Annotated in this window: 18 protein-coding genes; 11 read left to right on the top strand and 7 right to left on the bottom strand. The window is 66.8% G+C overall.

Going from position 1 to position 19,821, the window contains the following annotated elements; genetic code table 11:
• The first annotated feature begins 196 nt into the window (after nt 1-196).
• The 7 genes from trpE (at nt 197) to ROZ37_RS20940 (ending at nt 7,455) form a co-directional block, all read left to right on the top strand.
• Entirely contained in the window at nt 197-1,684 is a 1,488-nt protein-coding gene (trpE, locus tag ROZ37_RS20970; RefSeq protein ID WP_312662588.1) for an anthranilate synthase component I, read from the top strand.
• 227 nt (nt 1,685-1,911) lie between these two features.
• Nucleotides 1,912-2,664, top strand: coding sequence for a transporter substrate-binding domain-containing protein (locus ROZ37_RS20965; RefSeq protein WP_312662585.1), 753 nt, complete (start codon nt 1,912-1,914; stop codon nt 2,662-2,664).
• Between the two features lie 100 nt (nt 2,665-2,764).
• On the top strand, nt 2,765-4,294 hold the full coding sequence (locus ROZ37_RS20960) for a methyl-accepting chemotaxis protein (RefSeq protein WP_312662583.1): 1,530 nt from the start codon (nt 2,765-2,767) through the stop codon (nt 4,292-4,294).
• A gap of 174 nt (nt 4,295-4,468) precedes the next feature.
• Entirely contained in the window at nt 4,469-5,596 is a 1,128-nt protein-coding gene (locus ROZ37_RS20955) for an alanine--glyoxylate aminotransferase family protein (RefSeq protein ID WP_312662582.1), read from the top strand.
• A 337-nt stretch (nt 5,597-5,933) separates the two neighbouring features.
• Nucleotides 5,934-6,374, top strand: a complete 441-nt coding sequence (trxC, locus tag ROZ37_RS20950) for a thioredoxin TrxC (protein ID WP_312662580.1) — start codon at nt 5,934-5,936, stop codon at nt 6,372-6,374.
• 94 nt (nt 6,375-6,468) lie between these two features.
• Nucleotides 6,469-6,942 carry a D-aminoacyl-tRNA deacylase gene (dtd, locus tag ROZ37_RS20945; RefSeq protein WP_312662579.1) on the top strand — a complete coding sequence of 158 codons (474 nt, stop codon included), beginning with the start codon at nt 6,469-6,471 and terminating at the stop codon, nt 6,940-6,942.
• A gap of 171 nt (nt 6,943-7,113) precedes the next feature.
• Complete coding sequence (locus ROZ37_RS20940) at nt 7,114-7,455, top strand: zinc ribbon domain-containing protein YjdM (RefSeq protein WP_312662577.1); 342 nt, start codon at nt 7,114-7,116, stop codon at nt 7,453-7,455.
• Nucleotides 7,456-7,584: 129 nt separating this feature from the next.
• Here the strand turns inward: ROZ37_RS20940 and ROZ37_RS20935 are convergent, their stop codons facing one another.
• Both ROZ37_RS20935 and ROZ37_RS20930 read right to left on the bottom strand, forming a co-directional pair.
• Nucleotides 7,585-9,570, bottom strand: coding sequence for a hypothetical protein (locus tag ROZ37_RS20935; RefSeq protein WP_312662576.1), 1,986 nt, complete (start codon nt 9,568-9,570; stop codon nt 7,585-7,587).
• A 435-nt stretch (nt 9,571-10,005) separates the two neighbouring features.
• Nucleotides 10,006-10,827, bottom strand: coding sequence for a transferase (locus ROZ37_RS20930; RefSeq protein ID WP_312662574.1), 822 nt, complete (start codon nt 10,825-10,827; stop codon nt 10,006-10,008).
• Between the two features lie 190 nt (nt 10,828-11,017).
• On the opposite strand from ROZ37_RS20930, the gene ROZ37_RS20925 reads away from it, so the two are divergent.
• Nucleotides 11,018-11,296 carry a hypothetical protein gene (locus tag ROZ37_RS20925; protein WP_312662573.1) on the top strand — a complete coding sequence of 93 codons (279 nt, stop codon included), beginning with the start codon at nt 11,018-11,020 and terminating at the stop codon, nt 11,294-11,296.
• A 440-nt stretch (nt 11,297-11,736) separates the two neighbouring features.
• Nucleotides 11,737-13,005 carry an integrase arm-type DNA-binding domain-containing protein gene (locus ROZ37_RS20920; RefSeq protein ID WP_312662572.1) on the top strand — a complete coding sequence of 423 codons (1,269 nt, stop codon included), beginning with the start codon at nt 11,737-11,739 and terminating at the stop codon, nt 13,003-13,005.
• Nucleotides 13,006-13,021: 16 nt separating this feature from the next.
• Here the strand turns inward: ROZ37_RS20920 and ROZ37_RS20915 are convergent, their stop codons facing one another.
• Nucleotides 13,022-13,648 (bottom strand): substrate-binding domain-containing protein, encoded by a 627-nt coding sequence (locus tag ROZ37_RS20915; protein WP_312662569.1) that lies wholly within the window; start codon nt 13,646-13,648, stop codon nt 13,022-13,024.
• A gap of 104 nt (nt 13,649-13,752) precedes the next feature.
• Between ROZ37_RS20915 and ROZ37_RS20910 the strand changes: the two genes are divergently transcribed.
• Nucleotides 13,753-14,052, top strand: coding sequence for a helix-turn-helix domain-containing protein (locus ROZ37_RS20910; protein ID WP_003282197.1), 300 nt, complete (start codon nt 13,753-13,755; stop codon nt 14,050-14,052).
• 26 nt (nt 14,053-14,078) lie between these two features.
• Here the strand turns inward: ROZ37_RS20910 and mobH are convergent, their stop codons facing one another.
• The 3 genes from mobH to ROZ37_RS20895 all read right to left on the bottom strand — a co-directional run bounded on the left by mobH (nt 14,079) and on the right by ROZ37_RS20895 (nt 17,794).
• Nucleotides 14,079-15,917, bottom strand: coding sequence for a MobH family relaxase (mobH, locus tag ROZ37_RS20905; RefSeq protein ID WP_312662566.1), 1,839 nt, complete (start codon nt 15,915-15,917; stop codon nt 14,079-14,081).
• 205 nt (nt 15,918-16,122) lie between these two features.
• On the bottom strand, nt 16,123-17,043 hold the full coding sequence (locus tag ROZ37_RS20900) for a nucleotidyl transferase AbiEii/AbiGii toxin family protein (protein ID WP_312662565.1): 921 nt from the start codon (nt 17,041-17,043) through the stop codon (nt 16,123-16,125).
• The gene (locus ROZ37_RS20895) at nt 17,036-17,794 is read right to left on the bottom strand and encodes a type IV toxin-antitoxin system AbiEi family antitoxin domain-containing protein (RefSeq protein ID WP_312662611.1); all 759 of its coding nucleotides are present in this window, start codon (nt 17,792-17,794) and stop codon (nt 17,036-17,038) included. Before ROZ37_RS20895 ends, ROZ37_RS20900 begins: the two co-directional genes overlap by 8 nt.
• A 223-nt stretch (nt 17,795-18,017) precedes the next feature.
• On the opposite strand from ROZ37_RS20895, the gene ROZ37_RS20890 reads away from it, so the two are divergent.
• Nucleotides 18,018-18,389: a DUF3742 family protein gene (locus tag ROZ37_RS20890; RefSeq protein ID WP_169203446.1), complete on the top strand. Its 372-nt coding sequence runs from the start codon at nt 18,018-18,020 to the stop codon at nt 18,387-18,389.
• A gap of 7 nt (nt 18,390-18,396) precedes the next feature.
• Here the strand turns inward: ROZ37_RS20890 and ROZ37_RS20885 are convergent.
• Nucleotides 18,397-19,821: conjugal transfer protein TraG N-terminal domain-containing protein (locus ROZ37_RS20885; RefSeq protein WP_312662563.1), on the bottom strand; the 1,425-nt coding region annotated here is incomplete at its 5' end.

The following is a 19,821-nucleotide window of genomic DNA, read 5'->3' as shown; positions in this document are numbered from 1 at the left end:
TCACCCACTACGGCGAATCGACGTGACGCACGACCACCGGCTTTCGGACAAGGAACGCAACGAGACCACCGCCATGCGCTGCTGCTGGCGGCGCTGGCGCTCGTGGCCCGCGGGCCACTAAAACGCGACCGCTTTCGCGGGCTGCCGACGCGCCCGCACCCCCTTGTCCGATCGAACCGTTTCTCGTGGAGTCACCATGCTCGAACATGAATTCAACGCGCTGGCCGCGCAGGGCTACAACCGCATCCCGGTCACGCTCGAAACTTTTGCAGACCTCGACACGCCGCTGTCGATCTACCTGAAGCTCGCGAACGAGCCTTACAGCTACCTTCTCGAATCGGTGCAGGGCGGCGAGCGCTTCGGCCGCTACTCGATGATCGGGTTGGCCGCGTCGACGCGTATCGAAGTCTATGGCCGCTCGGCGCTGCTCCTCACCGGCAACCGGCTCGTCGAACGGCGCGACTACGGCGACCCGCTGAACTACGTCGCCGAGTTCATGGCCCGCATCAAGGTGCCGCCGCGCGACGGGTTGCCGCGCTTTGCCGGCGGCCTGGTCGGCTGCTTCGGCTACGACACCGTGCGCTACATCGAGCCACGCCTCGCGAAGACCGAGAAGCCCGACACGATCGGCACCCCGGACATCCTGCTGCTCCTGTCCGAGGAAATCGCGATCGTCGACAACCTGTCGGGCAAGCTCACCCTCGTCGTCTATGCCGAGCCGGAAGTGCCCGGTGCGTTCAAGCGGGCGAAGAAGCGCCTGCGAGATCTGCTCGCGCGCCTGCGCGCGCCCGCGGTGATTCCGGAGGACATGCACGCCGAATCGCAGCCCGCGACGTCGAGTTTCGGCGAGGAAGCGTTCAAGGACGCGGTGAACCGCGCGAAGCAGTACATCATCGACGGCGACGTCATGCAGGTCGTGCTGTCGCAGCGCATGAGCAAGCCGTACGCGGCGAGCCCGATGGCGCTCTATCGCGCGATCCGCACGCTGAATCCGTCGCCGTACCTGTTCTATTTCAATTTCGAGGACTTCCACGTCGTCGGCGCGTCGCCCGAAATCCTCGTGCGGCTCGACGAGGACGGCGACGGCAAGCGCGTGACGGTGCGGCCGATCGCCGGCACCCGACCGCGCGGAGCGACCGCCGCGGACGATCTCGCGCTCGAGGCGGATCTGCTCGCGGACGAGAAGGAGCGCGCCGAGCACCTGCAGCTCCTCGACCTCGGCCGCAACGACGCCGGGCGCGTCGCCGAGATCGGCACAGTGAAGGTCACCGAGCAATTCACCGTCGAACGCTATTCGCACGTGATGCACATCGTGTCGAACGTCGAAGGGCGCCTGAAGGATGGGCTCAACGCGCTCGCGGTGCTGCGCGCGACCTTTCCGGCCGGCACCGTGTCGGGGGCGCCGAAGCTGCGCGCGATGGAGATCATCGACGAGCTCGAGCCCGTCAAGCGCGGCATCTACGCGGGCGCCGCCGGCTACATCGGCTTCCACGGCGACATGGATCTGGCGATCTCGATCCGCACCGCTGTGATCAAGGACGGTCAGATCCACGTGCAGGCCGGTGCCGGCATCGTCGCGGATTCGAATCCAGACTCCGAATGGACCGAGACGCAGAACAAGGCGCGGGCGATGCTGCGCGCAGCGGAGATGGCCGAAGCCGGCCTCGACACGCGCGTCGATTGACGTAGCACGGCGCGGCGGCGAGCGCGTTTTGCGGCGGACGAATCGGCCTTCGTAGGGCCCGTTGCCGCTCGCGCACACCGCGCCGGCGGCTAACTCTTTCGTCGTAGGCGTGTGGCTTGCGTCACGCTCGCCGTCGAGCTCTCGCATCGCTTTGACGGCGGTCAAGCTGTTCGGTTTGGGGGCGCGCGGATAATCGCGCCGCGCTAATCCGAACGGAGTACCTTCCGATGCACCTTCCCCGTATGCTCGTCGCCGTCTGTGCGGTGCTCGGCGCGATCGCGCCCGCCGTAGCGGCGGATCTGACCCTGCATACCTATCATTCGACCCCGCCGTTCGTGACGGGCGACGGCAAGGGGCTTACCTACGAACTTGCCGACTACATGACGCGGAAAAGCAATGGCGCGCTGACCGTCAAGGTGTCGGTGCTGCCGCGCGGTCGCGTCGACCGGGCGGTGCAGGCCGCGGACTTCAGCGGCGCGGTGCCTTGGGTCTTTCCGGCGTGGTTCAAGGACAAGGACAGGACCCGCTATCTGTGGTCCGAAGCGCTGTTCGCCGACAAGAACATCATCGTGTCGAGCCCGGCGAAGCGCATCGATTACACGGGGCCGGACTCGCTTGCCGGCACCCGTTTTGCCGGCGTGCTCGGTCACTCGTATGCCGGCATCGATGATCTCGTGAAGTCGGGGCAGATCCGCCGCCAGGACGCACGCAACGAGGAGTCGAACCTGAAGAAGGTGGCGGCGGGCCGGGCCGATGCGACGCTGCTGCCCGGCTCGGCGGCGGACTTCCTCGTGCCGCAACTCGGCATCGCCGACCGCATCCATGTGTCGGCGAACCCGCAGAGCCAGTACACCCGCCATCTGCTGCTCGGCCAAGGCAGCGCGGAGTTGCTCCGCCAGGTCGATGCAATCGTCGTGGAGATGAAGAGCGATCCCGCGTGGCAGGAAATTCTGAAGAAGTACCGCATCGAGTCGGACTGATCGTTCGACGAGGTGGATGGGTTGCTCCCGCCGATATCCCGGCGGGCTCGCGCCTCGTTGCGTCCGGCATCGACTGGACCGAAGTGAAAGGAGAATGGAGTTGTTCAGCACCCAGAGCATCAGCCGCCGCATGAACGCGGTGTTCGTATTGATCGTATCGGCGCTGCTCGTCGCCTTCGGCGCCTTCAACTACTTCAGCACCCGCGCGGCGCTCGAGGCGGACCTCGACGACCGCATCGAAGCGCTGCAGATGCGCCTCGGCTACAGCCTGCCGGCCGCGATGTGGAACTTCGACAAGGCGCTGATCGCGCAGATCCAGGAGGCCGAGATGGCTTCCGATCTCGTGCGGGGCATCGTCGTCGTCACCGGGAGCGACGGCACGTTCGGCCGCGTCCGCGACGCGTCGGGGCAGGTCGTCGACGGGACGAAACCGGCCGTCGCGGCTGATGAAGTCCGGGAATCGACGCTGTATTACGAGGACCAGGGGCTGAAGGTCGAACTCGGCCGCATGGAGCTCCACGTGTCGCACGCGACGATCCGCGCGGCGCTCGAGAAAGAGCTGTTGCTGCTCGGACTCCAGATCCTCGTGCTCGACCTGGTCATCGTCTTCGCGCTGTCGACGAGCCTGCGCATGATGGTGCTGAAGCCGCTGCGTCGCATCTCCGACGCGATGCAGGACATCGCGCAGGGCGAGGCGGACCTGACCCGGCGGCTCGACGACAGCCGGCGCGACGAAGTGGGCGAGGTCGCGCACTGGTTCAACGTCTTCGTCGGCCACCTGCAGCCGGTGATCCTGCGGGTGCGCGAAGGAGCGGCCGAAGTCGCGGTCGCGGCCGAAGAGACGAACCGCGTCACCGAAGAAACCAACCAGAGCATTCTTTCGCAGCGCGACGAGGTCGGCGAGGTTACGAACGCGATCGCCGCCTTTGCCGAACACGCACGCAGCATCTCGCGCAGTACCGGCATCGCTTCCGAAGCTGCGGAAGCCGCGCGGACCGAGGCCGGGAAGGGCAACGACGTCGTGCTCGGCGCCGTCGAATCGATGGGCCGGCTGTCGCGCGAAGTCGGAAGCGTCAGCGACACGATCCGCGAGCTCACGCAGAACAGCGACGAGATCGCCGGCGTGCTCGAAGTGATCAAGGAGATCGCGTCGCAGACGAACCTCCTCGCGCTCAATGCGGCGATCGAGGCGGCACGCGCAGGCGAAGCCGGCCGCGGCTTCGCGGTCGTCGCCGACGAAGTGCGCAAGCTCGCGAACCGCACGCACGAGTCCACCGTCGAGGTCGAGGCGGTCATCGCGCAACTGCGCGCGGGAGTCGAGAAGGCGGACGCGGTCATGGAGCACGGCAAGCAGGCGGCGCTCGACGGCAGCCGCCAGGCGCAGGCGGCCGGCGCGGCGATCCAGGCGATCGCCGCGGCGTTCGACAACATCCGATCGGTCAACCGCGAGATCGCGGTCGCGGCGGGGCGCCAGGACGAAATGGTCGCCGGCATCACCCGTCACATTGATCGCATCAGCCAGGTCGCCGAAGACACGGCGTCGGGGTCGAACCAGACCGCGCAGGCATCCGAAACGCTCGCCCGGCTCGCCGAGCAACTCCACGGCGTCGTCGATCGGTTCCGCGTCTGAGCCGAGCGAAGCACTGTCCGGGGCGGGCGGCGACCCTGGAATCCAACGCCCGAGGGTCGGAAAACCCCTGGGCGCAGCGCGCCATCACGTCCTCGGCAAGCACTGCCGGCAACGCTGCAGCCCGAGGACGGCGTGCTAAGCTCCCCGCTCATTCCCCCTTCGCCGGAGACCGTAATGCCCAGCCTGCTGCCCGATGTCGACCCTCAGGGACTGCTCGAATATTCGGTCGTGTATACCGATCGCGCGCTGAACCACATGTCACAGAAGTTCCAGGGCGTCATGCGCGACGTGTCGAGGATTCTCCGCGACGTCTATCGGGCGAAGGCGGCGGTGGTCGTGCCCGGCAGCGGCACCTTCGCGATGGAGGCGGTTGCGCGCCAGTTCGCCACCGGCAAGCGCTGCCTCGTGATCCGCAACGGCTGGTTCAGCTACCGCTGGACGCAGATCTTCGACATGGGCGGCATCCCGGCTGCATCGACGGTGCTGAAGGCGCGCCGGGTTGCCGAAGGCGCGCAGGCGCCATTCGCGCCGCCGCCGATCGACGAGGTCGTGCAGACGATCCGCAACGAGCGGCCCGACGTGGTGTTCGCGCCGCACGTAGAAACCGCCTCGGGGATGATGCTGCCCGACGATTACGTGCGCGCGGTCGGCGAAGCCGTGCGCGCGGTCGGCGGCCTCTTCGTGCTCGACTGCATCGCGTCCGGCACCGTGTGGGTCGACATGGTCGCGAACAGCGTCGACATCCTGATCAGCGCGCCGCAGAAGGGCTGGAGCGGGTCGCCGTGCTGCGGCCTCGTGATGCTTGGCGAGCAGGCGCGCGCGCGGATCGACGAGACGACGAGCACGAGCTTTGCGTGCGATCTGCGCAAATGGCTGCAGATCATGGAAGCCTACGAAAACGGCGGTCATGCATATCACGCGACGATGCCGACCGACGCCCTCGCGCAAATGCGCGACGTCATGCGGGAAACCGAGGCCTACGGCTTCGACAAGGTGAAGGCGGAGCAAATCGAGCTCGGCCAACGCGTGCGCGCGCTACTGGAGCGCAAGGGTTTCCCGAGCGTGGCCGCCGCGGGCTTCGAAGCGCCGGGCGTCGTGGTCAGTTACACCGACGACCCGGAAATCCAGTCCGGCCGACGCTTCCTCGACGCCGGACTGCAGGCCGCCGCCGGCGTGCCGCTGCAGTGCGACGAGGGAACGGATTTCCGCACTTTCCGCCTCGGCCTGTTCGGGCTCGACAAGCTGCACGAGCCGGGTCGCGCGGTGCGCAACCTCGAAGATGCGCTGAACCGGATGCTCTGACGCGGCGCGCGGCGAGCCGTCAAGCAGCAATTCGGTACAACGGCCCGCCCCGAGGCTGATTGAGGCGCTGACAGGGCCTCGACGGGCTCAGCCCGAACGGTCTTTGATTGCGCGGCTGAGATGTCTTGGCACGTGACGGCGGCGTATCCGGGGGGCTTTCGGGCTGCGACCCTGCGGCGACCGGGCGGGGCGCGGCCGGGACTCCCCCGACGCTGATCCGACCTCCGCCGCCCAGATCGTTTCGGCGCTCGGATCGTTTCGCCGCCCCGCCGCCTGGATCGTTTCCACGCCGCCCCGGTCCACCACGTTTCGTCCATCCGCGAGAACGGGAGCTGAAATGACGACCGACAATCTCACGATCGCCTGTCCGCACTGCCATGCATTGAACCGCGTGCCCGCCGGCCGCGTCGCCGACGGGCCGAACTGCGGCAAGTGCCACCAGACGCTGTTCACCGGTCACCCGGTCGCGCTCGACTCGGCGAGCTTCGACCTGCACGCGGGCCGCAGCGACGTGCCGCTGCTCGTCGATTTCTGGGCGTCGTGGTGCGGGCCGTGCCGAATGATGGCGCCGGCCTTCGAGGAAGCTGCCGCGAAGCTCGAACCGCGCCTGCGGCTCGCGAAAGTGAATACCGAGGAAGCGCAGGATCTCGCCGCGCGCTACGCGATCCGCAGCATTCCGACGATGGTGCTGTTCCGCGGTGGGCGCGAAGTCGCCCGCCAGGCCGGCGCGATGAACACCGCGCAGATCCTGCAGTGGGTTAAGGGGCAGGGCGTTTGAACGGGCGCCGTCAGCGGGCTGCGGCTCCTTTCCGGGCCGACTGTGCGGGCGAACGGCCGGCCCGCGTCGTCCGGACCGCTCGGGGCGTGCTGTCGTGATCGCGCTGTTGCAGCGCGTCTCGGAGGCGCGCGTGCGGATCGACGGCCGCGTTGTCGGAGAGATCGGCCGCGGGTTGCTTGTCCTCGTCTGCGCCGAGCGCGGCGATTGCGACGCGGACGCCGACAAGCTGCTCGCGAAGCTGCTGAAACTGCGCATCTTCGCCGACGAGGCCGGCAAGATGAACCGCTCGATGCAGGACGTCGAAGGCGCATTGCTGATCGTCAGCCAATTCACGCTCGCCGCCGATTGCAACGGCGGCAACCGCCCGAGCTTCAGCGCCGCTGCGCCGCCCGATGAAGGCCGCAGGCGCTACGAGCATTTCGTCGCCGAGGCGCGCCGGCGTCATCCGCGGGTCGAGACCGGCGAGTTTGCCGCGATGATGCAGGTCGAGCTCGTCAATGACGGGCCGGTGACGATTCCGATGCGGGTGCCGCCGGCGGATAGCGGGGCGGGTTCCTCGTCGGCCTGAGCGACCGCGCATCAGCGGCCGAGCTGAACCTTCGCGCGCCGCGACGGACCTTGTCCTGCGGCGCCGACCGGCAAGTCGTTCCGGATATTGCATTGTTCGCAATGGTTGCGCGGCCGGGGGCCCGGCGCCGATACTGCCGGCCTCCGATCCACTCGTCACCCCGAAGGAACCATGTCCACGATCCCCGCCTGCCCGCAATGCGCGATGGAAAACACCTACCCCGACGGCGACAACTACGTCTGTGCCGACTGCGGCCACGAGTGGCCGATCGCCGCCGCTGCGGATGTCGCGGACGACGCCGAGACCGTCGTGAAGGATGCTAACGGCAATGTGCTCGCGAACGGCGACTCGGTCGTGCTGATCAAGGACCTGAAGGTCAAGGGATCGTCGATCACGCTGAAGGTCGGCACGAAGGTCAAGAGCATTCGCCTCGTCGGCGGCGACCACGAAGTCGACTGCAAGATGGACGCCGGCAACTTCATGCTGAAAGCCTGTTACCTGAAGAAGGTCTGAGCGCTTCTCCGGCCCGCCGCAGCCGCTCGCGGTCGACCCGGCGCCCGGTAATCGTCCTTTTGGCGCCGGACGTCGTCGTTAGCGATCGCATCTTCACGCGCGTCGCCCGGCATCGGCCGCGGCGTGCACTCAGGTGACGCGCAGCGCGCGCAACGCCGGATGGAGTACATCGATTTCGTCGAGCGCCCGCTTCCTGCCGGCGGGCGAGAGCGCGGTGTAGGCGCTTAGCAGATCGGCGGGGATCCGCCCGACGATGCCCGCGAGGTCGGCGAAGCGCACGCCCTGGCGCACGAGGTAGGCGACGTAGCTGTGGCGCAGGCTCGCGGCCGTGATCTCGTCGGCGCCGGGAAGACCGGCGTCGTGCGCGGCGTAGAGGAGGGCGGCGTCGACCGCTTCGCGCGTCCTGAACGCCGCCGGGATGACCAGCTCGCCGTCCGCCTCCTCGCGCTTGCGGCGACAAATGTCGAGCTGCCGCTCGAAGACCGGCGACAGCCGCAGCGTCCGGTCGGTGAGCCGGACGCGTCGATGCTCGATGTCCACGGCGGCCCATTCGAGCCGCGTGATCTCGTCGATCGACAGGCCCGAAAGCAGGCCGAACGCGACGAGGCGCAAGTCGTCCGGCAACTCGTCGAGCAGCTGCACGATCTCGGCGTCGTCGAGCTCACGCGGCAATTGCGCGACTCCCGCGAGCAGCGCCGACGGCGAGAGGCCCGCGAGCGGCTCGGGCGGACGCGCCGCGGGTGGCTGCAGGCTGCGTACCCAGGCCGGCGCGACGACCAGCGACGGCCCCGGGGGCGTGCGGTTGAAAAGCTCGACGATCCACGTTGCGAGCAGCGCGAGGAGCAGCGACGCCGACACGCCGATCGCCGCGTCCCGCCCGTATTGCGGCCGCCACGGCTCGCCGGGGGCGAACGCGGCTTCGAGCAGCGTGATTTCCGGCACGCGGACCCGCTCCGCCGCGTGGAGGCCGGTTGCCTGCGCGACCGCGGCGCGGTGCATTTCCTCGAGCCCGGCGAGCTCCTCCTGCATCGCCTTGAACTCGCCGAGCCGCGCGGTGAACGCCTGCACCGCGCGGCGGTCGCCGCCTGCCTGCTGCTTCAGGCGCTCGACCCCCGCGCGCGCCGCGGTGACTTCCTCTTCGGCCTCGCTCAGCGCCGCGCGCTGGCCGCCCTCGCGGACCTGCTTCATCTGCTCGTCGAGGTTCGCAAGCCGCATCCGCAGCGCCTTCGCGCGCGGATCGAACGCGAGGAAGTCGGGCGTGTAGGTGCGCTCCATCTCGTGCTGTTCCTCGCGCAGCTGCGACGCGCGCTGCTCGAGGTTCGACAGCGTCGGGTTGTCCCGCGCACGCACGACGGGGTTGCCGGCCGCGACGGATTCGCGCAAGGAGCGCAATTTCCCTTCGGCGGCGACGAGGCGCTCGTTGGCGGTGTTCAGCGACTGCCCGACGCCTTTGACCTGGCTGAGGACCTGGTTCTCGTCCCGTTCGAGCGAGACGATGTCGTAGCGGCTGCGGAACTCGTCGAGGGCTTCGCGCTTTTCGGTCACGCGCACCGCGAGCCCGTCGGCTTCGGCCTGCGCCTTCGCGGCGCGGCCGCTGGAATCCTGGCGATAGCGCTCGGCGAGCTGATTGCGGTAGACGTCGATCAGCGTGTTGAGGAGCGGCGCAAGCACGTCCGACGGCGAGCCGCTCGCAGTGAGCTGTACGACGTTGGTCCCGTCGACCGGCGTCGCGGTCAGCATCCGCCGGTACTCTTCGGCCGGGTCGAGCGATTCGTCCGGCATCGGCGCGCCGACGGCCGCGAGCCGCCCCACGGCCTTGTCGACGAGGGGGCGACTGGTGAGGATTTCGACTTCGGTGAGAAACGCGGCCTGGCTCGCGCCGCGGCGCTCGTCGGCGGTATCGCCGTAGCCCGGCATGTCGATGCGCAGCCGCGCCGCGGTCCGGTATTCGGCCGGACGCGAGTAGTCGTACAGCAGGCTGAGGCTCGCGAGGAGTAGGAACGCGACGCCGAAGACCGCTACGCGCCGACGCACCGCGGAGGCGGGGCGGTAGTGCGGGGCGATCCCGGTCCACAACGGATCGAGGCTGGCAGGGCCGGTGTCGTCGCGGATCATCTCAGCGCCCCTTCCGCGCTCTGCGGCCGATGCACGGGCGGACGCAGGTTGACCCCGGGGCCTGCGTGGATCACGAGGGCGCCCGAACCGGAATCTTCCATCTGCTTGTCTCCTTCCTCATCGCATCGCGTCGACTTGACGGACGGATTGCGCGACTGCTCCGACGTATGCTCATTGAAGCACCGTACGCCGGAGAATACATGCACGTATTCATCCGCTTACAGTCTCGGGCGGAGCTGGCCGCGGAAGAGTGTGCGGCGGTGGAGCGGCTGCGCCACCGCCGCTGCGAGCGCCGTCGGCACCCGTTTGCGGTGGCCCGGGGCTGCCGCCGCGCCCCACGCGAATCGAGCCGCGGAGCGCGATTCGGCGCGTCCGACCGCAAGCTCGCCAGCGACAACGATCGGGATCGCGACGAGCCGCAGGGCCCGCTTCGCGTCAGCGACGCCGGCCGCTCGGCGGCCAGTCGTCGCCGCCCAGTTCGCGGCGTCGATCGAGACGGTGCAGCACGCGCTGCGCCAGCGGCACCATTCCGATCGGGTGATCGGCGGCGAGGGCGCGGGCGCGTTCCAGCAGTTGCGTGCGAGTCGGCGGGAAGCGCCGGTCCTTGCTCGCGAACACGATGCGGTTCGTGTCTTCCTCGGCGCGCACGACGACGACGCGGTCGTCGAAGCTGTCGCGGATGCGCGATGTGTAGAGGCCGTAGCGCGAATCGCCGGACCACAGGTTCACGACCATCATCCCGCCATCGGACAGCATCGCGGCGCAGTGGTCGTAGAAGCCCGCGGAGCACAGCTGGCGCGGCATTCCGGCGACATCGAAGCCGTCGACGATCAGCACGTCGGGCGCTTCCCCCGGGTCTCGCACATAATCGGCGCCGTCGCGACACAGCACTTTGAGGCGCGGTCCGTCCGGCGGGATGCCGAACTCGTCGCGCAACGCGATGACTTCCGGGTTGATCTCGACCGCGGTGACGGAGGCTTCGGGGAGGGCCGCGAGGCAGTACTTCGCGAGCGAACCGCCGCCGAGCCCGATCATCGCGATGTGGCGCGGTGCCGGGTGGAACAGCAGGAAGCCCATCATCGAGCGCGTGTAGTCGAGCGCAAGGGCGGCCGGGTCATCGACTGCCATCTGGCTCTGGATCGTGACGCCGTCGAACTGCAACAAGCGCTGACCGTCGATGTCGACGACGAAGGGATGACCGTCGCCGCGCCGGGAAAGCAGACCGCACCAGCCGACCAGATCCTCCATGTCCCCCATGTTCCCGACTCCTTGCTTGCAGCCGTACACACTACGTCGCAACCGACGCGGGTTTCAATGTCCATCCGATGTCACGTTCGGTCTCGCGCGGGTCGTTCCGCAGGGTCACGGCTTGCTGGGGCGAGACGGCCGGCACGACGATTGCCGGTCCGATCGCCCTTGAATCCGCTCCGCGGTGGAGGCCTTTCCGATGCGCAGACTTTTCCATGCCGGTCCCGGCCCTGAAATCCCGAATCCGGTACAGCCCAAACCCGAAATCCCGGACACGACGCCGGCGAAGCCGGAGATTCCGAAGCCCGACCAGCCGGTCCCCGAGGAGCCGCGGCCGATTCCGCCGAAGCCGGAAATTCCGGATCCGGGCCCCGCCCGCCCGGAGACCGAGCCGGAAACGCCGGCTCCCGAGCTGCCCCCGCTCGGCCAGCCTCCGGACGTCGTCGGGACGTCGCATCCGTCGCCGGTCGAGGCGTAGCTTCTGCGGGCGCGGGTCCATGCGCACGTTGTCGGGGTGCGGGACATGGCGGTTCGCCGCCCCGATATCAAAGAGGCTGCTTCCGCGCACCGTGAGGCCGCCGCCTTTGCGCGAAAGCCGTTCGCGGCCGATAATGCCCGGCTCGGATGCCGTCTCATCCGGCGTTGTGCCAGATCAGCAAATAGCGCGTAGCAAAGCGGGTATCAAAGTGACGGCATCGCGCTCGCGGTCCAGTCAAATCAAGGTGATACGCCAAAATGCTGCTGATGATCGACAACTACGATTGAACGCCATAGAGTGCCGCTGAGTTCCAGGGGGCATATCTAAGACGTTGAATGTCAATGGTTGATAGTCTGGAGAGTTCTGTCGTTGTCTAGATCAAGCCACTGCAAAAGTGTATAACCATGTGAGTAACGATTCCCCTGGAGGGCGTTATACACATGGCTCTCAATCTCCTCACAGTACGCAAGATCGAGACGGCGCAAGCCAAGCCCAAGGCCTACACGCTCAGGGATGGCGGCAGCCTGTTCCTGCGCATACAGCCGAATGGAAGCAAGCTCTGGTGGTATCGGTATCGCCTGGGTAACGCCGCGCAGGTCTACTCGATTGGTCCGTTCCCCAAGGTGACTCTGGAGGCTGCACGACAGGAGCGAGATTGGGCGCGCAATCTGATTCGCGAGGGGCGTGATCCGATCCTGGAGAAGCGGGTCAAGATCGCCAACCAAGTCGAGCAGAACGAGCACACCGTCGAGGAAATTGCCCGCAGGTGGATGGCGAGCAACGTGCATTGGAGCGACTATTACGCCGGCCAGGTGAAGACCTATCTCGAGAAGGACGTGTTTCCCAAGCTCGGCAAGCTGCCGATTGGCGCGATCAAGGCATCTCACCTGCGGCCCATTATCCAAGGGGTGGTTGATCGCGGCGCTCCTACGGTGGCGATCTTGATCCGGCAGTGGAGTGGTCAGCTCTTCGCATACGCATCGGGAGAAGGGCTTTGCGAAAACGACCCGACTGCGTTGCTGAAGCGATCAGTGAAGCGCCCGCGGGTTCGGCACAACCCGCCGTTGTCGTGGCAGGACATCCCGAAGTTCTTGAACAGCTTGGACGATGCGGGTTACCGGACTACCGTGATCGCGCTGCGGCTGATGGCTCTGACCTTTGTTCGCACAGCCGAACTGCGCAAGGCGTATTGGTCCGAGTTCGATCTGGACAATGCCCTCTGGACGGTTCCCGAAGGCCGGATGAAGATGCGCCAGCCTCATATCGTTCCGCTCTCGAAGCAGGCGATCGTGCTCTTGAAGGAACTGCACACACTGACTGGCGGGGGCAAGGTGCTGTTCCCCAGCTATCGGAAGCCAGGAGAAGTGATGTCAGCCACGACGCTCAACAAGGTGTTGGAGCGCATGGGCTACGGCGGTCAGTTCTCCTCGCACGGCTTTCGCTCAACGGCGACAACGCTGCTTGGATTGTTGAGCTATCCCGAGAACCGGGTCGATCTGCAACTGGCGCACTCGAAGCGGAAGAAGGATTCCTCGCGCGCGCCTTATGATCACACCAAGTACATTGCCTCGCGAACCCTCATCATGCAGGATTGGGCGGATACCCTGGACGCGTTGGCCGGCGGCGATCCCATGAGCAAGATCATGAAAACCTTTGGGCCGCTGTCGCAGCGGCGCAGGGCACTGCTGAATGTGATTGAGCGGGAGTAATGCCCGCAAAAGGTGTTCAGGACATCGAGCGCGCGCGCTGGATGAACCTCTCTTGGGACTCGTTCAAGGACGTGCAGGGACGTAGCAGGTAGGCCATTACGATGGCCGGTGCGCCGGCCAGCGGCCGCGCGGCGATGCCGTGGCTCCGGTAGCCGGCCAACCTCGCGGCAGGCGCAATGGCGATGCCGTATCCTGCCGCAACGAGCGTCATTGCTACGTTGAAGGTGTCGACCACCTGCTCGCGCCGCTGCAACTCGTCAGAGAATACGTGCTGCGCCACCGCGCGCCACGACTCATCGGTCGTGGACTGCGCGCAGATCAACGGCTGCTTGAGCACTTCCTGGCAAGGTACCTCACCGTAGGCCAACAGGTGTGAGCGCTTGGCGACCGCGACCGCGAGCGTGCTGTGCCACAGCGGTTCGCATTCCCAGTTCGGCCACTGCCATGCGGCCGTGGACAGGGCCAAGTCGAAGCGGTTGCCCGGCAGTTCCTGCATTGATGCGGTGGCTGTCCATCCGACCAGGGTGGCGGTGGTCTCGGGTTCTTCGGCGCGCTGCAGAGCCAGCACGTCGGCCAGTTGGGAGGGCACCCATTCGCCGAGCACGGCAACCCGGATTTCAGCGGCGGCATCGCTCGATTTCACGTCCAGCTCCCCGGGCGGTGAACTTGCGGCGATCAAAGTGAAGCCGCCGGAATGAGTTAAGTTTAACGTGGTTTAAATCGTGACCGTGTTCGACGCTCTTGGCAATGCCAAAGCGTTCGATCCAAAGGGGCCGCCCCACCGGCACCACTACCTACGAAGCGGAACCAGCCATCGCGTTTGGGGCTGCCGTGCGGGAAGAAAGAACCAACCAGGGCATAGCTCAGGAAACGCTGGCCCACATGGCCGGCATCGAACGGTCGCACATGGGCAAGATCGAGCGCGGCGAGCATGTGCCCACGCTCCCTCTCATCCTCAAGATTGCCCGTGCGCTGAAATGCAGTTCCGCCCACTTGATGACTCTGACCGAAGCCAAGCTGGCAGAGTCGGCCCCATCCGCAGATTGAAGCCGGCCCGCACAGCGGTCGCATGCCTACGCCTGATCGTCGTCCTTGCCCCCAAGGGCTGAATCTTCGCGCTTTGCGGCCTCGTTGACGAGCCGCAGGTATGGGTTGTCTGGCGGCGTCTCCTGGAACAGCGCATCCGGGCTGGCGAGCAGGTAGCCGTGCAGCCGGCGCGACTTGCGCGGCCCCGTGACTTCGCAGGTCCAGATGTTCAGCCCGCTCGGCTGCTTGCGGTGCTGTCCCAACTTCTCGAAGCGCTTCTGTACCCACTGCCACCCCTCCAGCTTCTCCTGCTTGGCCAGCGCGGCGACTTGAAGGTACTCCTGCACGTAGCGCTGGAACACGCCGGGGCTGACGAGGTAGCTCGTACCGGCGACGGTATGCACCAGGGCCTTGGCGTCGTTGATGATGAGCTTGCGCGTCTGGATGCTCTGACGCAGCCAGGCCATGAAGTGCGCCCCGGAGGGCTCCGTGCGATCCTGGGAAGGCGCGAGGCTCATCTGCGGCGGGGGCACGGTCGAAGGGGCCGGCTCGGGCTCGGCAACAGGGGAACTCGGGATCTCCGGTGCCGTGGGTGGAGCGGTGTCGCCCAGCAGGTCGAGCAGCGCGGCCACGCCGGTGTCCATGGCTGCGGATGCGATCGGCGCCGCGCTCGCGGGTGCAGCTTCGGTGCCTTCCACGCGCTGCCCATCGGCCACCGCCGGCGCCTCCGCCTGTTCCTCTTCGACCTGCACACGGCCTGCGAACGGCGCCGGCCGGTCGGCGGCATCCCAGATCATCGCCGGCGAGAGTTTCAGGAAGGTGAAGGCGTGCGACCAGCCGGCATCGCTGGTGACGGTAGCCTTCCAGATCGCCTTGCCATCCGGCGTCGGTTGCACGATGCCGTGATCCTGCAGCACGTTGAACACCGCCGTATTGCTCGCCGGGATACCGTCGATGCCCTGCGACAGCAGGTGTGCGCGCAGCTTGTCGGAGACGGTCTTGCTCACCAGCCACAGGGCGTCCTGGGTCAGCCAACCGTCCGCCGGGCCGGCCTGGTTCAACTTGAATTCTTCCTTGAGCAGGTAGCGCAAGCCGTCGAGCAATTTGCGTTGCAGCGCATGCTTGGGCGCCGCCAGCGCCTTGCTGGGATCGCCGCCGAGTTCCTGGGCGACCGATGCCTGGTCGGCCTGCACGACCAGTTCGCCGAGCGTGCCGGCGTGCTCGTACTGGCCGGCCAGCACGTACAGCAGCGCGGCCCAGAGGTCGGGATAGCCGCTGAGCCAGTCGAAGATGTCCCGATCGAGAAGGCGCGCGTAGAGCAGCCCGGTGGCGGCGCTGTGCAGGCGGTACTCGCGGTCCTTTCGGTAACGGAAGCGGTAGGGCTTTCGCAGCGGGCCGTGCCAGGGATGCCAGACGCTGCCGTCGGCATGTTCGACGTGCAGATCGACCGCAATCTTGCCGATGTCGTGCAGCAGGGCCGCATAGGCCGTGCCTGCGGTCCAGGCTTCGGCCTGGGCCGCCTGTGCCTCCGGCGTGACGCCCGCAGGCAGCAGGTATGACTGCCGCAATTTCAGCGCATAGGCGACGATCTCCAGGCCGTGGTCCAGCATGCCGCCCGGATAGGCGTGGTGGTGGTTATCGGAGGCCGGGAACTGCTGGACCAGCTCGGCGTAGCGCTCCAGGGGGGCGAGGTAGAGCGTGGCGAACTGACGGCGCGAGAGCGAGGTGCGCTGCCAGATGTGTTCCAGCAGTTTCTGCCGACGCGGCGTGGCCAGCAGCGATGCTGCCGACTCCGGCCGCATCGACCCTTTCGGAGCTTCGATGGCGGAGGTGGGCGGCGTGCCGGCGGTGGGTGGCACCCGTTTGCGCTGGAACAGCGAGAGCATGGCGAACCCCCGGATGACGGGCTGCTCGGGGGCGCCTTTTGGCCTTTTCAGGATAGGGCCTTTCCCCTTGGCGCCCTTCCTTTGCCCCTTCCCAGCCCTTTGGCCTTTGTCGGAAGCTTTTGGGTATAGGGCCGCTGCTGCGCGGGTGCCACGATGAATGCGGCATGGGGCAATCCCGGCAAGCCGGAAGCTGCGGGGATGTTCGTCAGCTCTGGCCCAAGCCGGTGTCGAGGGCGGCGGATTGCGCTGCGAAGTCGTCGGGACGGCGCTTGCGGAAGGTTTCGAGATTGGCGAGCTTCCAGCGCAGTGCCGGCAGTTGCGCGGCGTGCTGGCATTGCACCAGCGACCAGTCCGGTTCTGCGCGCGCCAGCCCGCTCAGAAACTGCTTGTGCGCGGTGCTCAGTCGCTGTGGCAGCTCGCGCCGCACCCTGGCGCGAGCGTCGAGCAGTGTTTCTAGGGAGCAGCCCACTTCGGTCATGCCGACAAAGGCCCGCTCGTACTCGCCGGCGATGTCCTTGTCGTTACCGAACAGCACTTCGTGGGGCGGCCGGTTGTGGCCCGCCAGATAGATCACGAAGCACTCGACCATGCCGTCGCTGATGTCGCCCGATTCGTAGAGCTGCCACACGTCGAACAGGTCGCGGGGGTGCTGCCGATCCAGCGCGGCCACCAGCTTGCTGGCGTACAGCTCGTCCGGTGCCAGAACCGGCAGCTCGAACTCGACGCCGAACAGATCGCTGGTCCTGGCGCTCAGCGGCCGCCGCTCGACGGGCAGCACGCTGCCGCGGAACACGACATTGACCTCGATCTTCACCTGGCTGGCGTCGTTCTCGACGATCAGCTTGGTGTCCCCCAGGTCCTTGGCGCGAACCAGGCGTGTCTGCACGCCCAGCGGTGCAACGCGCGTGGCGATGGCGGCCAGCTCCTGGTTGATGGCTTGCAGCGCTTCGTCGCGCGGCGTCTGCCACGGGAGGTACACCACGTCGATGTCCACCGACAGGCGCGGCATGTCCCGCACGAAGAGGTTGATGGCCGTGCCGCCCTTCATGGCGAAGATGTCGTTGGCGAACGCGTCGGGCGCGACGGCCAGCAGCAGGCGAACGGTGTCGGCGTAGGTCTTATCCATGAGGTCTCAGGCTCAGCAAGGTGCCGTCATCGAGCCGGCTCATCCAGCGCGTGTTGCTGCCGGTGCGAACCGGGTACTGCTCCAGCAGGGCATCGACGTCCACGAGGCTGGTCTCGCGCGCCCAGGTCAGGAACAGGCGCACGGCCTTCACGCTGGCGCAGCAGGACAGCAGTTGCCCGAGCAAGTCCTTGCGGGGGGAACGCAGTCCATCGAAGAGGTTGCGGGCCTCTTCGAGGCTCTGCTTGACGCCGGCCTCGTACAGCAGCTCCAGCACGGCACGCTCGGGGGCTGCCACCCGCAGAGCCTCGGGCAAGCCAGGCGGCGTGGTCAGGGTCTTGCCGGGCAGCGCCGTGTCCGGCCAGTCGAACAGGCGGGCGTGGACGTAGCGGGCCGGAAAGCGCGAGGTGAACCAGGCCGGCAACGCGAAGCGACCGTCCCCCCACAGCACCAGCGTCTCCCGGCTGCCCAGGTTGTGCCGCACGCCCTGCAGGGCCAGGGCGCTCTTGCCGCCGACATGCAGGCCGGGCACGCGCTGTTGCAGGAACTTCAGCGCACCGTAGACCCCGAACTCATCGTTCGGGAAGGCATAGACGCCATGGGCCAGGCGCACGAGCCACCCGCCGTCGGCATAGTGGGCGGCGAGCTGGGGCGACACCCCGAACTGGCTCAGGGTGGCAAGGTCGAACGGCGCCCCGCGAGGGAGTCCCGCCTGCAGTCGCTTGATTATCTGGTGCCGAAAATTTCCATCCATGTTATAAAAATAGCACATAATCCAATCGGCCCCTAGAGCCGTTGCAAGAACGTGCATGGAAAGTAGCATAAGGTTTGATTTATCGTGCAAAATCTAATCGACCTGCGACCCGAGCCAACCCGGCTCTGCCGGCCGCAACCCACCCTCCTGATCGCGGTCTATGCTGGAGGGCAGGCCACGACCGGCCGCTCCGCGAGGTGAGGCACCACTGAAGCCGAGGCATATGAGCATGACCACCAACACGCACAACGGGCGCTGGAGCCACCGGCTGGGCCGGGGGGCTGGCCGTGCCTGGCGTGGATACCTGCGCCGCGAGCAGCGTGTCGCCGGCTGGCTGGTGACGCGCGGGGTGCCTGCGGGCGCGGCGACGGCGGTGCTCTGGATCGTCAAGCTCACCGTGCTCGGTGCGCTGCTCTACTCCGCGTTCTGGCTGGCCCTGCTGCTTGCCTTTGCGGTGACTGCTGCATGGCTCGTGCAGCACGACGACCCTGATCAAGAGGAACCGCAACCCGAATGGAGGGAAGGCCCCAACGGCTTCGGGCTTTATGACAAGAGCGACTGGCGCATCGACCCGCATGTGACCGACGACGACTGAACGGCGGTCACTTCTTCGATACGGCGCTCATTGCCATACCAGCGCCACGCCCCCCAGCGCCCTTGGCGTCCGAGGTGGCGGTGGACAACCCCTGCACGATATTTCCCGTGCGAACGCCTGCCCAAGCCAATGCCATGACCCAAAACGTCGGCAGCACGATGAACATCATCGCCATGACGAAGTTAAGGAGCATGTCGCCAAAGGCGTTGTTCAAACCGATCAGCGGATCGAAGTTCGTGTGCGGCCTGTCCGCGCCAAACCCCCATCCGTAGAGCGCATCCAGGATCGTGCTGTCGATCCAGCGTGCGAGCTGGAACCAGAAGTCCACGAAGAACAGCGCGAACTGGACGCAGCTCACCGTCACCACCGTCTTCAGGTCGTAGGTGCCGATCAGCAGCACCAGCGGGATGCAGATGACGAGCGCCATCTTGAGCATGGTCAGCACCATCGGCAGCGCCTGGCGCACCACGTCCATCGCCGGAAAAAAGCCCAGCGAGCCGACGGTCAGCCCCAGGTCGCTCGCGCCGCGCGTGACGACGTTCGGCAGCGTCTTGTCGATCTGGCCGCCGTAGTCGGTGTAGACGGCGCCCTGATTCATCTTCTGCTGCCTCGGTGAGACCACGGCGCGGATCACCGAGTCATTGACCTCGCTCTGCGACAGGAATCCCACCCAGCGCCCGATGCGGGTCAGCAGGTCCGGGTCGACCTGTGCCAGCAGCCGGCTGCGCAGTCCCTGGCCGCCATCGGCCCACCACTGCCGGCAGGACGGATAGCCGCCGCCGCTGTCCACCTGTGCCAGCCCCGCATCGCGGGTCGCGTCGTAGGGCCAGGCCGTGCGTGGGGTCCTGGCGCGATAGGTGTCATAGAAGCCGGGCGTGTCGAGGAAGTAACTCGATCCGATCCAGGTGACGTCGTTCATCTGCTCGTCGGAGAGCGTCGGCCGGTTCATGAACAGCTTGGCGCGCGACGGCCCGTAGCAGTCGTGCGTGAAGTCGGCGACCTCCTGTGCCAGCACAGGATCGTCGATGCGCGTGGCATCCACATCCATGCGAATCTGACGCAGGTCCGTGCCGCAGGGAATCGCCGCCACCGCGGAGCCCGTCACGGCTTTCGACAGCGCGTGCATGAAGAACCACCACACCGGCACCAGCGCGCTCTGGTCGTTGAGCGCCGTGTAGACGTTGGACCAGCCCGTGTCGTTGGGCAGCGGGACACTGACCTGGCATTGCGCGGAGCGCGTGGTGTCGAACCTGATCGTGGCGAGATCCACCGGGATGAACGGGATGCCGGCGAACATGATGACCACGATCGCCACCCACACCCGGTTCTCGATGCGCATCGACGACAGCACGCCCTTGTTGCCTTCGTCCGCACCTTCGCTGCGGGCCTTGAGCCACTCCTGGATCACGATGGCCACGAACGGCAGCGCGAA

Origin of the sequence: Aromatoleum sp., assembly GCF_032027225.1 — a bacterium.
Classification (GTDB): Bacteria; Pseudomonadota; Gammaproteobacteria; order Burkholderiales; family Rhodocyclaceae; genus Aromatoleum.
This window is presented reverse-complemented; position numbering and strand designations above follow the sequence as displayed.

Coding starts and splice junctions, on each gene's coding strand:
- ROZ37_RS20900 (WP_312662565.1), bottom strand. CDS start 17,043: ATGGATAAGACCTACGCCGACACCGTTCGCCTGCTGCTGGCCGTCGCG.
- ROZ37_RS20965 (WP_312662585.1), top strand. CDS start 1,912: ATGCACCTTCCCCGTATGCTCGTCGCCGTCTGTGCGGTGCTCGGCGCG.
- ROZ37_RS20935 (WP_312662576.1), bottom strand. CDS start 9,570: ATGATCCGCGACGACACCGGCCCTGCCAGCCTCGATCCGTTGTGGACC.
- ROZ37_RS20895 (WP_312662611.1), bottom strand. CDS start 17,794: ATGGATGGAAATTTTCGGCACCAGATAATCAAGCGACTGCAGGCGGGA.
- ROZ37_RS20920 (WP_312662572.1), top strand. CDS start 11,737: ATGGCTCTCAATCTCCTCACAGTACGCAAGATCGAGACGGCGCAAGCC.
- ROZ37_RS20925 (WP_312662573.1), top strand. CDS start 11,018: ATGCGCAGACTTTTCCATGCCGGTCCCGGCCCTGAAATCCCGAATCCG.
- ROZ37_RS20940 (WP_312662577.1), top strand. CDS start 7,114: ATGTCCACGATCCCCGCCTGCCCGCAATGCGCGATGGAAAACACCTAC.
- trpE (WP_312662588.1), top strand. CDS start 197: ATGCTCGAACATGAATTCAACGCGCTGGCCGCGCAGGGCTACAACCGC.
- trxC (WP_312662580.1), top strand. CDS start 5,934: ATGACGACCGACAATCTCACGATCGCCTGTCCGCACTGCCATGCATTG.
- ROZ37_RS20910 (WP_003282197.1), top strand. CDS start 13,753: ATGCCAAAGCGTTCGATCCAAAGGGGCCGCCCCACCGGCACCACTACC.
- ROZ37_RS20930 (WP_312662574.1), bottom strand. CDS start 10,827: ATGGGGGACATGGAGGATCTGGTCGGCTGGTGCGGTCTGCTTTCCCGG.
- ROZ37_RS20955 (WP_312662582.1), top strand. CDS start 4,469: ATGCCCAGCCTGCTGCCCGATGTCGACCCTCAGGGACTGCTCGAATAT.
- mobH (WP_312662566.1), bottom strand. CDS start 15,917: ATGCTCTCGCTGTTCCAGCGCAAACGGGTGCCACCCACCGCCGGCACG.
- ROZ37_RS20890 (WP_169203446.1), top strand. CDS start 18,018: ATGAGCATGACCACCAACACGCACAACGGGCGCTGGAGCCACCGGCTG.